This window comes from Bartonella sp. B1098, from assembly GCF_944896145.1.
In the GTDB taxonomy this organism is placed as follows: Bacteria; Pseudomonadota; Alphaproteobacteria; order Rhizobiales; family Rhizobiaceae; genus Bartonella.
Genome location: NZ_CALYLP010000002.1, coordinates 649,119 through 663,982, shown reverse-complemented (window position 1 = coordinate 663,982; position 14,864 = coordinate 649,119). Strand labels below are relative to the sequence as shown.

At 40.1% G+C, this 14,864-nt stretch carries 12 protein-coding genes; 1 reads left to right on the top strand and 11 read right to left on the bottom strand.

Annotation, left to right across the window (positions count from 1 at the left end; all coding sequences use genetic code 11):
- Window positions 1-68: 68 nt before the first annotated feature.
- Window positions 69-2,264 carry a polyribonucleotide nucleotidyltransferase gene (gene pnp, locus NNJ85_RS02900; RefSeq protein WP_254473403.1) on the bottom strand — a complete coding sequence of 732 codons (2,196 nt, stop codon included), beginning with the start codon at window positions 2,262-2,264 and terminating at the stop codon, window positions 69-71.
- A 252-nt stretch (window positions 2,265-2,516) separates the two neighbouring features.
- A complete protein-coding gene (rpsO, locus tag NNJ85_RS02895; RefSeq protein ID WP_254473402.1) occupies window positions 2,517-2,786 on the bottom strand; it encodes a 30S ribosomal protein S15 in 270 nt (89 codons plus the stop codon).
- A 315-nt stretch (window positions 2,787-3,101) separates the two neighbouring features.
- On the opposite strand from rpsO, the gene NNJ85_RS02890 reads away from it, so the two are divergent.
- Entirely contained in the window at window positions 3,102-4,730 is a 1,629-nt protein-coding gene (locus tag NNJ85_RS02890; RefSeq protein ID WP_254473400.1) for an MFS transporter, read from the top strand.
- A gap of 467 nt (window positions 4,731-5,197) precedes the next feature.
- On the opposite strand, the gene truB is transcribed toward NNJ85_RS02890, so the two are convergent.
- The 9 genes from truB to NNJ85_RS02845 all read right to left on the bottom strand — a co-directional run bounded on the left by truB (window position 5,198) and on the right by NNJ85_RS02845 (window position 14,811).
- A complete protein-coding gene (gene truB, locus NNJ85_RS02885) occupies window positions 5,198-6,160 on the bottom strand; it encodes a tRNA pseudouridine(55) synthase TruB (protein ID WP_254473399.1) in 963 nt (320 codons plus the stop codon).
- Window positions 6,161-6,164: 4 nt separating this feature from the next.
- Window positions 6,165-6,569 (bottom strand): 30S ribosome-binding factor RbfA, encoded by a 405-nt coding sequence (gene rbfA / locus NNJ85_RS02880; RefSeq protein ID WP_254473398.1) that lies wholly within the window; start codon window positions 6,567-6,569, stop codon window positions 6,165-6,167.
- Between the two features lie 125 nt (window positions 6,570-6,694).
- Window positions 6,695-9,223 (bottom strand): translation initiation factor IF-2, encoded by a 2,529-nt coding sequence (gene infB, locus NNJ85_RS02875; RefSeq protein ID WP_254473397.1) that lies wholly within the window; start codon window positions 9,221-9,223, stop codon window positions 6,695-6,697.
- Complete coding sequence (locus tag NNJ85_RS02870; RefSeq protein WP_254473396.1) at window positions 9,220-9,855, bottom strand: RNA-binding protein; 636 nt, start codon at window positions 9,853-9,855, stop codon at window positions 9,220-9,222. Before NNJ85_RS02870 ends, infB begins: the two co-directional genes overlap by 4 nt.
- Window positions 9,856-11,469, bottom strand: coding sequence for a transcription termination factor NusA (gene nusA, locus NNJ85_RS02865; RefSeq protein WP_254473395.1), 1,614 nt, complete (start codon window positions 11,467-11,469; stop codon window positions 9,856-9,858).
- Window positions 11,470-11,516: 47 nt separating this feature from the next.
- Window positions 11,517-12,143, bottom strand: a complete 627-nt coding sequence (rimP, locus tag NNJ85_RS02860; RefSeq protein ID WP_254473394.1) for a ribosome maturation factor RimP — start codon at window positions 12,141-12,143, stop codon at window positions 11,517-11,519.
- A 151-nt stretch (window positions 12,144-12,294) separates the two neighbouring features.
- Window positions 12,295-12,996: a tRNA (guanine(46)-N(7))-methyltransferase TrmB gene (locus NNJ85_RS02855; RefSeq protein WP_254473392.1), complete on the bottom strand. Its 702-nt coding sequence runs from the start codon at window positions 12,994-12,996 to the stop codon at window positions 12,295-12,297.
- The gene (metK, locus tag NNJ85_RS02850) at window positions 12,993-14,261 is read right to left on the bottom strand and encodes a methionine adenosyltransferase (protein WP_254473390.1); all 1,269 of its coding nucleotides are present in this window, start codon (window positions 14,259-14,261) and stop codon (window positions 12,993-12,995) included. Before metK ends, NNJ85_RS02855 begins: the two co-directional genes overlap by 4 nt.
- A gap of 136 nt (window positions 14,262-14,397) precedes the next feature.
- Entirely contained in the window at window positions 14,398-14,811 is a 414-nt protein-coding gene (locus tag NNJ85_RS02845; RefSeq protein ID WP_005774131.1) for a helix-turn-helix domain-containing protein, read from the bottom strand.
- Between the last annotated feature and the right edge of the window lie 53 nt (window positions 14,812-14,864).

Here is a 14,864-nt window from a genome sequence, read left to right as displayed (position 1 = left end):
CTCTTTCACAGAAAAATGCCATTCCCAATGTTGGGATGGCATTTCATGATTACGATAAGAAGAAAAACTTACTCTTCTTTTTTCTTCCGGCGGCGCTTATTTTCAGGTTGCTTTTTTTCATCCACGCATTTTTCTTCTTTCACCGATCGATCATCGGTAATTTCCTTTCCGGTTTCTTGATCAACGACCTTCATAGATAACCGAACTTTTCCACGCTCATCAAAACCCATGAGTTTAACCCAAACTTTATCACCTTCCTTAACAACATCTGTTGTTTTGGTGACGCGTTCTGATGCAAGTTGAGAGATATGAACGAGCCCATCACGAGAACCAAAAAAGTTTATAAACGCACCAAAATCAGCAGTTTTTACAACTGTTCCTTGGTAGATAGCACCAACTTCAGGCTCATCGACAATAGAATGGATCCAGCGTTTTGCTGCTTCAATGGTTTTAGCATCAGCAGAAGCAATTTTAATGGTCCCATCATCTTCAATATTAATTTTTGCTCCAGTTTGTTCCACAATTTCTCGAATAACTTTACCACCAGAGCCGATCACATCACGAATTTTATCAACAGCAATATTCATAACCTCAATACGCGGCGAAAATTCGCTAAGTTCAGCCCGTGCACTGGTTAAAGCTTTGCCCATTTCATGAAGGATATGGATTCGACCGTCTTTAGCTTGTTCAAGTGCGATTTTCATAATCTCTTCGGTAATACCATCAATTTTGATATCCATTTGCAAAGCAGTAATACCATTTTCTGTTCCTGCAACTTTAAAATCCATATCTCCAAGGTGATCTTCATCTCCTAAGATATCAGACAGAACAGCAAAGCGTTCTCCTTCTTTAATCAATCCCATGGCAATACCTGCAACGGGGCGCGCGAGCGGAACACCAGCATCCATGAGAGCAAGCGATGTTCCACAAACCGTTGCCATAGAAGAAGATCCGTTAGATTCAGTAATTTCTGAGACAGCACGAATGGTATAAGGAAAAGATTCTTTCGTTGGCAACATGGGGTGAATTGCTCGCCATGCTAATTTTCCATGTCCAATTTCACGACGACCAGGAGAACCAAGGCGTCCTGTTTCCCCTACTGAAAATGGGGGAAAATTGTAATGAAGAAGGAACGTTTCCTTGTACATCCCCGTTAAGGCATCAACATATTGTTCATCTTCACCAGTCCCCAATGTAGCAACGACAATCGCTTGTGTTTCTCCACGGGTAAAGAGTGCAGAACCATGTGTGCGGGGCAAAATACTCACTTCTGATTGGATAGGGCGCACAGTAGAAAGGTTGCGCCCATCAATACGCCTTTCTGTATCAAGAATGTTTCCGCGAACAATTTTTGCTTGCAATTGTTTAAAGACGGTTGCAATTTGGTCAGCACTAAATTGACAGTTATCTTCTGTTTCTGGTATAAATTTATGAATGACTTCTGTTTTTAGGGCATCAATTGCGGCATAACGTTCTTGCTTATCAGTAATTGTGTAGGCCTTTCGTATACCCTGTTCGGCCATTTCTTGCATTGCTTTTTCAAGGTCAGAAAGATCTTCAGGAACAAAATCACGAGGATCTTTTGCAGCAACTTCAGCAAGCTTGATAATGGCATCAATGACAGGTTGAAGGCTTTTGTGACCGAACATCACAGCACCCAACATAATATCTTCCGGTAATTCTTGTGCTTCTGACTCAACCATCAATACAGCACTTTCTGTTCCAGCAACCACAAGATCAAGTTTTGATTCAGGCATTTCATCAATATGAGGATTGAGAACATATTGTCCATTACAATAGCCAACGCGGGCACCTGCTATAGGTCCCATGAAAGGAACCCCTGACAGGGTCAAAGCGGCAGAGGCGGCAATCATCGCAAGAATATCGGGATTATTTTCAAGATCATGCTGTATAACGGAAACAATGACTTGTGTATCATTTTTGTACCCCTCAACGAAGAGAGGACGAATTGGACGATCAATTAAGCGTGAAACCAAAGTTTCATTTTCACTTGGCCGACTTTCACGTTTTAAATAGCCCCCAGGTATTCGACCAACAGCATAGGATTTTTCTTGATAATTAACGGTGAGTGGAAAAAAGTCCTGGTCTGGTTTTGGGCTTTTTGCCGATACAACGGTTGCTAAGACAATCGTTTCACCATAGGTAGCAATCACGGCACCATCAGCTTGACGTGCTATTTTCCCTGTTTCAAGGGTGAGCGGACGCCCGGCCCATTCAATTTCTATCTTGTGCGTTTTGAACATTTTTTATCCTTAATGACCAGTGTTTAAATCTTTGATTGCTCACATTCTGGCTTTGCGTAGCATATTTTTAAGCTCTGGGGTAGACAACAAGCTACTTCCATCTTTGTTGCGAGAAGAGAGAGATAAATCGTCTTAAATGCGAAATGATGAGCAGTACTATCCCATAATAACGTGTCAGTTTTTAAAATTTTTAACGAAAAGCAACCTATTGAAAAAATGGGTGGTTTTTTTCTACACCACCCCATTTTTCTTTTAGCGACGCAAACCTAACTTTTTGATAAGTGTCTGATAACGATTTTGGTCAACTCCTTTAAGATAATCAAGAAGACGCCGACGTTGAGACACCATCTTTAAAAGACCACGACGAGAATGATTATCTTTTTTGTGAGATTTAAAGTGGTTTGTTAAATTAGAAATACGTTCAGAAAGTACAGCAATCTGTACTTCTGGTGATCCTGTATCACCAGCTTTATTTGCGTATTCTGCGACAAGAGCTTGTTTACGTTCAGCTGTAATCGACATCGTATTATCCTTTCAAAAAACGAAGAAACATAAAGTCACCCATAGCCGAGATGTCGTTCAGCCAGGGTCTGCGAGGAAATAAGAAGAGTCGAAGACTCTTACCTATTTTCGCTCTTATATAGGAAAGAAGGTTAAAATACTAGTCCTTGACAGCATTTTGAAGCCTTTCTTTAAATAAAGGCTTTTGTTTTGAAATATTGATTTAAATAGGGTGTTATGAGAAATTTTTTTAAAGATTTATGCATCCTTTTGATACAAAGATTATGAACGTGTGTGTGGTAACAAAAGTAATAAATACCGATTTGGAGGGAAAAGATGCTGAGCATTTCAACATTCAAGCTTTTTCGTAATTCGGTATTTCGAAATTTATGGTCTTCTACTCTTATTTCTAATTTAGGGGGGCTGATACAGGCTGTTGGAGCAGGGTGGTTAATGGCGTTAATTAGTTCTTCGCATTCCATGGTTGGGCTTGTTCAGAGTGCGACAACATTACCACTTGTTATGTTTTCTTTGATGGCAGGGGCATTAGCGGACAATTTTAATCGGCGTCAAATTATGTTGAACGCACAGATTATGATGATGGTTATCTCCATGATCTTATCTGTTTTAGCCTATATGGGATTTCTAACACCTTGGCTTTTGTTATTTTTTACGTTTTTGATTGGATGTGGCACAGCCTTTTATAATCCTTCTTGGCAAGCAACGATAGGAGATATTGTGAGCAGGGAAAATATTCCTGCTGCTGTTAGTTTGAATAGTGTCGGTTTTAATTTGATGCGCAGTGTTGGTCCTGCTATTGGGGGAGCCATCATTGCAACTTTGGGGGCTTCTGCTGCTTTTTTGTTTAATGCTATAAGCTATATTCCTCTTATTGGTGCATTATTTTTCTGGAGGTCGAATGATGAAAACAACCCATTACCAAGAGAAAGGCTGTTAGGGGCTGTTTCAGATGGTTTGCGTTATGTTGCGATGTCGCCTAATCTCCTGAGTATTATGGTCCGAGCGTTCCTTTTTGGTATAGGGGCGATTTCGATTTTAGCCCTTTTGCCAATTGTTGCGCATAAAGTTCTCGGAGGAAGTGCCTTTCTTTATGGTACATTGCTTGGTTGTTTTGGGTTAGGAGCCATGACAGCAGGGATTATTAATGCATTTGCACGGCATCATTTTCGTTCAGAAACAATTATTGCAAGTGCATTTATTGGTTTTGCCGTTTCTTGTTTTTTATTGGGAATAAGCCGCTCATTGATTGTAAGCCATATTGCTTTATTTCCTGCAGGCCTAAGTTGGGTTTTGGCATTATCATTGTTTAATATATCTGTCCAACTCTCTACACCACGCTGGGTTGTTGCGCGTGCTTTAGCACTTTATCAAACGGCATCTTATGGGGGGATGGCTGTTGGAAGTGCAATTTGGGGAGCTTTGGCGGATGGTTATTCTCCAACAATTGCTTTGAGTGTTTGTTCTCTATTCTTGATTGTTGGGGCTCTTGCGGGAGTAAAATTTAGAATTCAAGAAATTCCTCAAATAGATTTGAATCCTCTTGATCATTTTAGAGAGCCAGAACTCTTACTCGACCTAAAAGCAAGAAGTGGCCCGATCATGATCATGATCGATTATCAAATTCATGAAAATGATCTGGAAGAGTTTCTCAAAGTGATGACGCGTCGACGCCATATTCGTTTACGTGATGGTGCGCGTCAATGGGTTCTTTTACGAGATCTAGAAAGACCCCAATATTGGACAGAGGCTTACCATATGCCAACATGGGTAGATTATTTACGCCATAATCATCGTCGTACAAAAGCGGATGCTGAAGTTAATAAGCGTTTGCGTCATTTAAATTGCGCTCCTAACGGTATAAGAGTGCACCGCATGATTGAACGACAGACAATACCTCAAGTCAATGAGATGCTTTTAAAAGTTCCTTCTGATCATCTTCCTTAAGATTAGAACAGTTTTTTAATATGGTTGTTATATTCTTTAGATCAATTGGTTAGCATAAACACAAAAAAATAAGTACTTTTGTGATTAATGAGTTGATTTATAATGATATTTTTGTCATTTTTTATGTTAAGTGATACCCTTAAAAATTAAAGCTTATCTCATTTTAAATCTATTGATCTTATTTATATTGAATCAATCCGAATTGTTTTTTTGCACATTAAAAATGGGCGCAAACGTATAGGTAAAAACGATTGAAAAAGAAATAAAAAAGCTTCTTATAAAGTTTCTCAAAGACGAGGGTTATGACATTAAGGGATAACACAGTGTATAATGGTTTTGGCTTATCGCACTGTTTTTAAATCTTGATATGAATAAGATGAGTGTAGAGAGATGAAAAGCAAAATATTTCTCTTAATCTTATAGGGAATAAGATCTTTCAACAAGAGATGGTTATAAGAAAAAATCACTCAAATTGTGAAAATCCGCTTTGGTTTAAATAGACCTTTGCCGAGAATGCCAATAGCAAGAAGTTGTTCCTTATAGAGGAGACAAACCTCCTCTTCATCAAGAGGTGTTTTATCAGTACATAAAGGAATAGAATGCCCCCTCATAACTCTCTGCGCTTGGCTTCCGGTAAGCGGATAATGAGGGAGACAATCTAATGCAGCTCCCGTTTCAATTAACAGTTCATCGAGTGTTGAGAAGTCTCTTTCAAAAGAATTCTGATTTTCATCTGTGGTGTTTTTATTGGGTGATATTGCTGTTTTTAGTTCATCCCATGTAATGAGATCCTCTTCATCAAAAGGTGCGACGGCAATACGTCTTAAATCAGCGATATGCCCATAGCAACCCAGATCTCGTCCCATATCGCGTGCTAGCGAGCGCACATAAGTTCCTTTTCCGCAGGTTATTTCAAAGACAGAAGACTCTTTGGTAGGCATTTCTATTAATTCGAAAGTTTTTATTTCCACTTCACGGGGCGCAATTTCAACGACTTCTCCTTCTCGCGCTAGATCATAAGCGCGATTTCCAGCAATTTTGATCGCTGAAAATTGTGGAGGTGTTTGCAAAATAACACCTGTATATTGAGGAAGAAGAGAAAGTATTTCTTCTTGTGTTGGACGTTTGAGAGATGTTTTCGTTATTTCTCCTTCTCGATCATCTGTTGATCGCTCTTGTCCCCAAGCAATATGGAAACGGTAAGTTTTTTTGCCTTGCATCACGTAAGGAACGGTTTTGGTTGCTTCGCCCAAGGCAATGGGGAGAAGACCAGAAGCAAGAGGATCAAGTGTACCCGCATGCCCTGCTTTTTGCGCATGAAAGAGCCATTTGATTTGTGAGACAGCTTCTGTTGATTTCATTCCTTTGGGTTTATCAAATATGACCCAGCCAGAAACAGGACGCCCTTTTTTTTTGCGTTGCCATGTCATCCTTTTAATCCTCATCTTTATCACGATGAAGGTCGCGTGCAACCTCAGGCGAGCGAAGCAGAGCGTCAATTTTTGAAAAATTATCAAAACTATTATCAAGGCGGAAACGTAGTTCTGGCATATATTTCATTTGTCTCAACGCATGACTGATTTCTCCACGGAGAAAACGACTATATTTATTGAGGGTATCAACGACATCGATATGGGAAGCATTTTTAAGCTTGCTGAGAGGTGATACAAAGCAAGTAGCAATTTTTAAATCTGGAGACATACGCACTTCAGAGATAGAAATAACAACATCCTTCAAAACATCATCAAGCAAAATATCACGTTGTAGTATATGCGCTACTGCATGACGGACTTGCTCTGCTACTCTAAGTTGCCGTTGTGATGGCCCTGCATTTTTCATCAAAGTTTTATCCTTGCTCCAAGACCTCTTTTCTTAATCATCCAGATAAGGAAAAAAAGAGACATTGTGTATAGAATCGCAATAATTTTTCTCATTTTAAAACAGAGTAAAGTTATTGAATTATTTTATAACGTGCGATTAATATGTTCGATACGGAAGGTCTCAATGATGTCTCCTGCGCGCATATCTTCATAATTTTCAAAGGCTATTCCACATTCTTGACCACTTTGCACTTCATTGACTTCATCCTTAAAGCGTTTGAGTGTTTTCAGTTTTCCTTCATGAATAACGATATTATCACGGATAAGGCGAATACCGGCTCCTCGTTCTATTTTACCTTCTGTAACACGACATCCAGCGACTTTTCCGATTTTTGTAATGTTAAAGACTTCTAAAATTTCAGCATTACCAAGGAATGTTTCACGCTGTTCTGGTGAGAGGAGACCAGACATAGCCGCTTTGATATCATCAACAAGATCATAAATGATGTTATAATAACGAATTTCAATTCCTTGTGTTTTAGCAAAATCACGCGCCTGTTTATTGGCTCGAACATTAAAACCAATCACAGCTGAGTTAGAAGCTTCCGCAAGAGAAATATCACTTTCGGTAATTCCTCCAGCACCAGAATGTACAACACGCGCACGAACCTCATCATTTCCTAGTTTCTCCAATGCCGAAGCGATTGCTTCAATGGATCCTTGCACATCTCCTTTAATAATAAGGGAAAATTCCTTAACACCAGCCGTTTGCAATTTTGTCATCATCTGTTCAAGAGAACCACGTGAACCAGTTTGTCGAGCAACAGCTTTGTCACGTGCTAATCGTTGGCGATATTCAGAAATTTCCCGTGCTTTTGCTTCATGCGTGACAACAGCAAAACGGTCTCCAGCTTGTGGAGTACCTTGCATGCCTAAAATTTCAATAGGCGTAGAAGGAACGGCTTCTTTGACATGGCGACCATGATCGTCAATCAAAGCGCGCACACGCCCCCATTCATTTCCCGCAACAATAATATCAGAAGGATGTAATGTCCCTTTTTGAACAAGAACAGTTGCAACAGATCCACGTCCACGATCGAGTTTAGCTTCAATGACAACGCCCTCTGCAGTTCGCTCAGAATCTGCTTTCAGATCAAGCATTTCAGCTTGAAGCAGGATAGCTTCGAGAAGTTTATCAAGATTTTGACCCGTTTTAGCGGAAACTTCAACATCCAAAGTCTCACCACCCATCGTCTCAACAAACACTTCATGTTGTAAAAGTTCTGTACGCACTTTTTGTGCATTTGCAGCTGGTTTATCAATTTTGTTGATAGCAACAATAATAGGGACACCAGCAGCTTTGGCGTGATTAATTGATTCAATCGTCTGCGGCATAACACTATCATCAGCGGCGACAACAAGAACGGCAATATCGGTAACACGAGCTCCACGGGCACGCATAGCAGTAAATGCTGCATGCCCTGGTGTATCAATAAAAGTAATTTTTTGACCATTTTGTTCTACTTGATAGGCCCCAATATGCTGCGTAATGCCACCTGCTTCACCAGAAACAACATTGGCTTTGCGAATTGCATCCAGAAGAGAAGTTTTTCCGTGGTCAACATGGCCCATAATGGTTACAACAGGGGGACGCGGCTGCATATTTTGAGGATTATCCGTTATATTAAAGATACCTTCCTCTACGTCAGATTCTAAAACACGTTTAACAGTATGACCAAATTCAACAGCGATGAGTTCAGCAACATCTGCATCAATAACATCGCCAGGTTTCATCATTTGTCCTTGTTTCATTAAAAATTTAATGACATCAACAGAACGCTCAGTCATACGTTGTGCGAGTTCTTGAATGGTAATTGTTTCAGGAAGAACAACCTCGCGAGAAATTTTTTCTCTTGGTTCTTGGTTTTGTGCACGCTTAAACTTTTCCTGTCTGCGTCGCATTGCAGCCATTGAGCGCCCCCGTGCACTCCCTTCTTCGTCTAATGCGCTATTAAGAGTCAGTTTTCCACGGCGCCGTTCATCAGCTCCTTTGACAATTTTTGGTGCACGTATTTCTGATTTAGCAGGATTAGCACGTCGGCTATGCCATTCTTCCTCTTTATTTTCATCTATTTTGCGTTTTTCAATCACAGTTGTGTTTTTAAGCGTAAGAGGAATATCTGTCTTTTCGATGAGGGGAGACTCAGAAAAAATAGGTGGAATCTGTACTAGCGATTTTTCTTCTTCTTGTTTTTGAAGTATTTCTTTTTCTTTGATTTCTTGCTTTAAAATTTCTTCACGCTCTTTAGCGCGTCTTGCTTCTTTTTCAGCTTGTTCTCTCGTTATCCTTTCTTGGATATGTGCTTCTTCTAACGCACGAAGTCTTGCTTCCATTTCAGCCGATGAAAGATTGCTTTTGGCCACAGATTCCTGAGGTTTTTTTTCTTCAAAACGGGGTTTAGAGCGCTGGGGTGCAACATGCGGTTTTGTAATAGGCTGCAGGGTCTCAGCTTTTTCATCAGGTCGCGTAATTTTACGTCGTTTGGTTTCGACAACGACAGCCTTCGTACGACCATGGCTAAAATTTTGTTTGACCGTACTCGTTTCCAAGACAGACCGCTTGAGAGTTAGTGTCTTCTTGCCTGTTGTTTTGTCGTTGTTATTTTCACTCATTGTACTTCCTTCACGGCTTGTGCCGTCATCTCACCGTGCTTATTATGCTTGTTATCACGATAGCTGATCAATTTATATGTTGTTTTAAGAAATCCTTCAGCAGCTTTTGTGTCCAATAAAGCTGCGTGCATGACAGGATTAGAGCCAAAAGCCACGCGCATTTCATCACTTGTAAATAAAGATATGGTTTTTATCGTCCGATTTGTTTGTTGTTGTATTGTATGGATGGCCTGTGCAATTTTTCGTTTTCCATCTTCTGTTGATTCTTTAGCATGAAGTACAAGAGTCACTTGACCAGAGCGGATAGCAGCATCAACCTTGATTGCTCCCATCACGACAGCGCCTGCTTTTCTTGCCATAGAAAGGCTTGACAGAGCAGCTTTGAGTAAAAGCGTATCAACAATATGCACAAGATTTGGTGCAACCTCAACCTCTGTTTTAAAATTTTTATGAAAAGCTTTCTGTTTTATTGCTTTATCAATAACAGTGTGATGGGCAGAAATCCAAACGCCACGCCCTGGTAAATTCGCTTTAAGATCAGGAACAATTTGGTTATTGGGACCAATAACAAAACGGATCAGCGTTTGTGCTGAAGCATTTTGTCGGGTCACAATGCAAGTCCGTTCATTCATTTAAAGTGTATCCACATCCAAATCATCTGTTTTTTCATCTTCTACAGGATTTCCTGTAATAAGATCAGCTTGGTCTATCCAGCCTGCTTTTACACGTGCGGCTAAAACCATAGCTTCTGCATCCGCGCGTGTAATGTCAAAAGGGGTTAAAATACCAGAAAAATTCTTTGTTTGTCCTTCTTTACGTTCTCTCCAACCAGCTAAATCATCAACGGCATAGCCAGCAAAGTCTTCTATTGTTTTTACACCATCCTCACCCACAGCAACCAGCATAGCACTTGTCATTCCAGGAAGTGTTCGCAATTCGTCAGAAACCCCAAGCTTTTTGCGTTTTTCATCAAGTTCTTTTTCCTGATGTTCGAGATATTCGCGAGCCCGACTTTGGATTTCCGCAGCGGTATCATGGTCAAAACCATCAATAGAAGCGATTTCTTCAAGATCAATGTAAGCGATTTCTTCAATAGAAGAAAAACCCTCTGATGCCATAACCTGTCCGATCATCTCGTCAACCTCTAAGGCTTCCATAAACAATTTACTGCGTTCAGTAAATTCTTTTTGACGATTTTCAGATTCTTCCTTTTCCGTTAAAATATCAATGTTCCATCCTGTTAGTTGTGAAGCTAAGCGAACGTTTTGTCCACGTCGTCCAATAGCAAGGCTGAGTTGGTCATCCGGCACAATGACTTCAATGCGTTCAGCATCTTCATCAAGAATGATTTTAGAAACTTCAGCAGGTTGCAGTGCATTAACGACAAATGTTGCAGCATCAGGCGACCAAGGAATAATATCAATTTTTTCGCCTTGTAACTCTGCAACAACAGCCTGTACACGGCTTCCTCGCATTCCCACACATGCGCCAACAGGATCAATGGAACCATCGCGTGAAACAACGGCAATTTTGGCCCGTGAACCTGGATCGCGGGCAACCGATTTGATTTCTATAATACCATCATAAATTTCTGGAACTTCCATCGTAAAAAGTTTGACCATAAATTGAGGATGTGTGCGTGAAAGGAAAACTTGTGGTCCACGTGTTTCACGGTGTACATCATTAACAAAAGCTCGGATACGGTCTCCATAGCGGAAGGATTCACGAGGAATTAATTCATCGCGACGCACAATAGCTTCACCGCGCCCTAGATCAACGATAACATTGCCATATTCTACACGCTTGACTGTACCAGAAATAATTTCACCAACTTTATTTTTGAATTCTTCATATTGCTGATCACGCTCTGCATCGCGTACTTTTTGTACAATAACCTGTTTAGCCGATTGTGCTGCGATACGTCCAAAATCCATAGGAGGTAAAGGATCAGCAAAAAAATCACCGATTTTTGCTTCTTCTTGACGTTTGAGTGCATCGGACAAAGTAATTTCTGTTGTATAGTCTTCAACAACATTAACGATTTTAAGCAGACGTTGTAATTTAATTTCACCTGTTTTGGAATTGATTTCAGCACGGATATTGGTTTCTTGACCATAACGAGAACGTGCTGCTTTCTGAATAGCGTCAGCCATCGCAGAAATGACAATTTCACGATCGATTGACTTTTCACGTGCAACAGCATCTGCAATTTGCAGAATTTCAAGCCTGTTAGCGCTTGTAGCCATCAATTTTCTCCTTCTTTATGCCACACGATGGGTATTTCCCAGTGATATTATTTTTTTAAATTGAGCGTCTGTATTGAGTCGGTAGGATTATCTTCGGGAATGAATTGTTGACTTAAATCTTTATTCTTTTTCAACGCATCGCGAATAAGCTGATCGGTAAGCACTAAATGAGCGCTTATGATATCACAAAAGGAAATAGAGGTATACATGGTTTCTCCGTAAGCAGCTTTATCAGTGTTTAAAATAAATCCGTCTTGCGTGATATTGGTGAGTTTTCCGCGAAATTTTCGGCGTCCATCAATGGCTATTTTGGTTTCAATTTTTGCAAGATGTCCTTGCCAATGAAAAAAATCGGATTTTCTTACTAATGGGCGGTCAATTCCAGGGGATGAGATTTCTAAATGATATTTGCGTTCGATAACATTTTCCACATCAAGAAGAGGGGAAACGGTCCGACTAACAGTTTCACAATCTTCCACCGTTAGAGAACCATCAGCCCGTTCAACCATAATTTGAAGTGTTAAACCATTTTGTCCAAGAAGCTTCACACGAACCAAACGAAAACCTAAAGGTTTAAGCAGTGGTATGACAAGAGCAGCAACCCTTGCCTCGATACCATCTTCTTCAAAAAGACGTGGCTCATCAAGATTGCTTATTTTTTCAGCTTCGTTCATACATTTTATCCAAGTTATTTTCGTCAGTTTTACGATATTAAAAAAGAGCAGGTCCAACGACCCACTCTTCATCATAAGACCAAGAATTTAGTTATTGATACTCTTAAATTCAAAATTTTTCAAGATCTTTATGAGAAAAGCGCTTGGTCTTTTATTTCTTGATAAAGGTAAGATAGGTAGGTGTTCGTCCTTCGCGTAAAGCTTTTGCTTCATAGCGGGTTCCTCTCCATAGTGGATAAGGGGTTTTCCAATCTTGGGGGCTTTCTGCTTTCCACTCAAAGTGATCATGGTGTGCACAATGATAGAGGGTCCAGTTTACATAACTGTCTATATCGCTCGCAAAGCGAAAAAATTTCCCCGTTTTAAGAACGCGAGCAAAACGGTTAAGATTTTTTACGTTGATGAAACGTCGTTTCCAGTGTTTCTTTTTAGGCCAAGGATCAGGATAGAAAAGATCTATTCCATCAAGTGAGTTATCAGGGAGCCAATCAAGCAGGCGTGTAGCATCATCATTATAGAGGCGAAGATGATTTTGATAGTGTGTCTGTTGTTCAAGGGAAAACAATATTTTTGCCATGCCATTGATAAAAGGCTCGATGCCGATAAAACCGGTTTGCGGAAAATGTTCCATTTCATGAAGTAAATGTTCACCGCCACCAAAGCCGATTTCAAGTCGAATTTCTTTTATTTTTCTCGAAAATAAGGATGTAAGATTTGAGGGAGGAGGGACATTTAAATCAATATTAAAATTGGGGAGAAGCATTTTTATACGTTTAAGTTGACTGTTTCGTAGTGGCTTTCCTTGTCGACGTCCAAAAAAGGCTTCACTCTTGCGTGTATTATGTTTAATCATGGGATTTTGATCATTGTTTGAAGCGTTTTCACGAGATCCATTTTTTCCCATGAAAACGAACCATCATGCTTTGGTTTTCTCCCAAAATGACCATAAGCCGCTGTTTTTGTGTAGATCGGTCTATTAAGATCAAGATGTTTGCGAATTCCAGTGGGAGAAAGGTCCATTATTTTTCGAATGGCTGCTTCAATAACTTTTTCATCGACTTTTCCTGTTCCATGAAGATTAAGATAAATCGATAAAGGTTGTGCGATACCAATTGCATAGGAGAGCTGAATGGTGCACCGCTCTGCTAAATGAGCAGCAACAATATTCTTCGCCAGATAGCGCGCTGCATACGCTGCAGAACGATCAACTTTTGTTGTATCTTTTCCTGAAAAAGCACCGCCTCCATGGGGGGCTGCTCCTCCGTAAGTATCCACGATAATTTTGCGTCCCGTCAGTCCAGCATCGCTTTGAGGGCCACCAATGACAAATTTTCCTGTTGGGTTAATATACCAACTGCATTGAGCTGCAATGGGAATATCATGTAAAGCTTGACGAATATAAGGCTCAACGACTGTGCGGACTTTATTGGAATCCCAACTTTCGTCAAGATGCTGCGTTGAAAGAACGATGGATGTTACCTCTATAGGTTTTCCATCTTTATAGCGTATGGTGATTTGGCTTTTAGCATCTGGTCCTAATTTCTCAGTTTCTCCTTCTCCTTTATGGCGGGCTGCGGCAAGAAGTTTGAGAATTTTATGCGCATAATAAATTGGCGCAGGCATAAGGTCAGGTGTCTCACGGCAAGCATATCCAAACATGATGCCTTGATCACCTGCTCCTTCTTCACCATGCCGATCCGTCGCATTATCAACGCCTCTTGCAATGTCAGTGGATTGAGGGCGCAAAAGAACATCAATTTTAACAGTTTTCCAATGGAAACCTGCTTGTTCATAGCCAATGGCACGAATAGCACGGCGCGCTGCCGTACGAAAACGCGTAGGATTAATAAGTGGAAAGCCAGTTTCATCGTAGATAAATTCTTTATTTTTATCTTTTTTTAAGAGCGTATCAGGAACACGGACTTCACCAGCGATAACAACACGGTTTACACTGACGAGAGTTTCACAAGCAACGCGCACTAACCAAGGATCAGTACCAGTTTTTTGTGCTTCTTTATAGACCATATCAACAATTTCATCGGAAATACGATCACAAATTTTATCAGGATGTCCTTCCGATACCGATTCGCTCGTAAAAAGATAATCTTGATGCGGCATAGGAACTCCTTCAAAAAAGAAAATCAATCATTCAATTAATTGCCTACTAAAGTTTATCCGGTTTGCCAATTCCACAGCAAATCGTCAATGCAAATCTATATGAACAAGAGAGAAAAAATATAAGTTTAATTTTATTTTATAGCTTATCTGTCAAATCTTCCTCAGACAGTGCCTTTGCCAAGTCAATGATTTTTCGACGTACTTTAGCATCAGATATATTCGTAAAAGCCCGCATCAGCTGGATACCTTCGCTGCTAGAACAAAAGTCCATAAAATTGTGATCACTTTCAGCAAAACCCTCTACTTGCTGAGAGGTAAGACCTTTATCAAAAAAGTAAGAAACAGGAACATCCATAATTTCTGCTATCGCTTGAAGACGACTGGCACCAATACGGTTTGTTCCTTTTTCATATTTTTGAATTTGCTGAAAAGTAATTCCTAATTTTTCACCTAGTTTTTCTTGAGTAAGTCCTAAAATATTACGACGTAAACGGATACGAGTTCCAACATAGATATCGATAGGGTCAGGTTTTTTTCTAGTTTCGGTCATAATGCAACTCTTTAATTTCCAGCACTTTTCTTTTAAACCAACATCAGATTTAT

What these genes read in the sequence shown, in the direction of transcription:
- NNJ85_RS02855 (WP_254473392.1), bottom strand. Translation starts at nt 12,996, where the DNA reads ATGATTAAACATAATACACGCAAGAGTGAAGCCTTTTTTGGACGTCGA.
- rbfA (WP_254473398.1), bottom strand. Translation starts at nt 6,569, where the DNA reads ATGAAAAATGCAGGGCCATCACAACGGCAACTTAGAGTAGCAGAGCAA.
- truB (WP_254473399.1), bottom strand. Translation starts at nt 6,160, where the DNA reads ATGACATGGCAACGCAAAAAAAAAGGGCGTCCTGTTTCTGGCTGGGTC.
- nusA (WP_254473395.1), bottom strand. Translation starts at nt 11,469, where the DNA reads ATGGCTACAAGCGCTAACAGGCTTGAAATTCTGCAAATTGCAGATGCT.
- rpsO (WP_254473402.1), bottom strand. Translation starts at nt 2,786, where the DNA reads ATGTCGATTACAGCTGAACGTAAACAAGCTCTTGTCGCAGAATACGCA.
- NNJ85_RS02890 (WP_254473400.1), top strand. Translation starts at nt 3,102, where the DNA reads ATGCTGAGCATTTCAACATTCAAGCTTTTTCGTAATTCGGTATTTCGA.
- rimP (WP_254473394.1), bottom strand. Translation starts at nt 12,143, where the DNA reads ATGAACGAAGCTGAAAAAATAAGCAATCTTGATGAGCCACGTCTTTTT.
- pnp (WP_254473403.1), bottom strand. Translation starts at nt 2,264, where the DNA reads ATGTTCAAAACGCACAAGATAGAAATTGAATGGGCCGGGCGTCCGCTC.
- infB (WP_254473397.1), bottom strand. Translation starts at nt 9,223, where the DNA reads ATGAGTGAAAATAACAACGACAAAACAACAGGCAAGAAGACACTAACT.
- metK (WP_254473390.1), bottom strand. Translation starts at nt 14,261, where the DNA reads ATGCCGCATCAAGATTATCTTTTTACGAGCGAATCGGTATCGGAAGGA.
- NNJ85_RS02845 (WP_005774131.1), bottom strand. Translation starts at nt 14,811, where the DNA reads ATGACCGAAACTAGAAAAAAACCTGACCCTATCGATATCTATGTTGGA.
- NNJ85_RS02870 (WP_254473396.1), bottom strand. Translation starts at nt 9,855, where the DNA reads ATGAATGAACGGACTTGCATTGTGACCCGACAAAATGCTTCAGCACAA.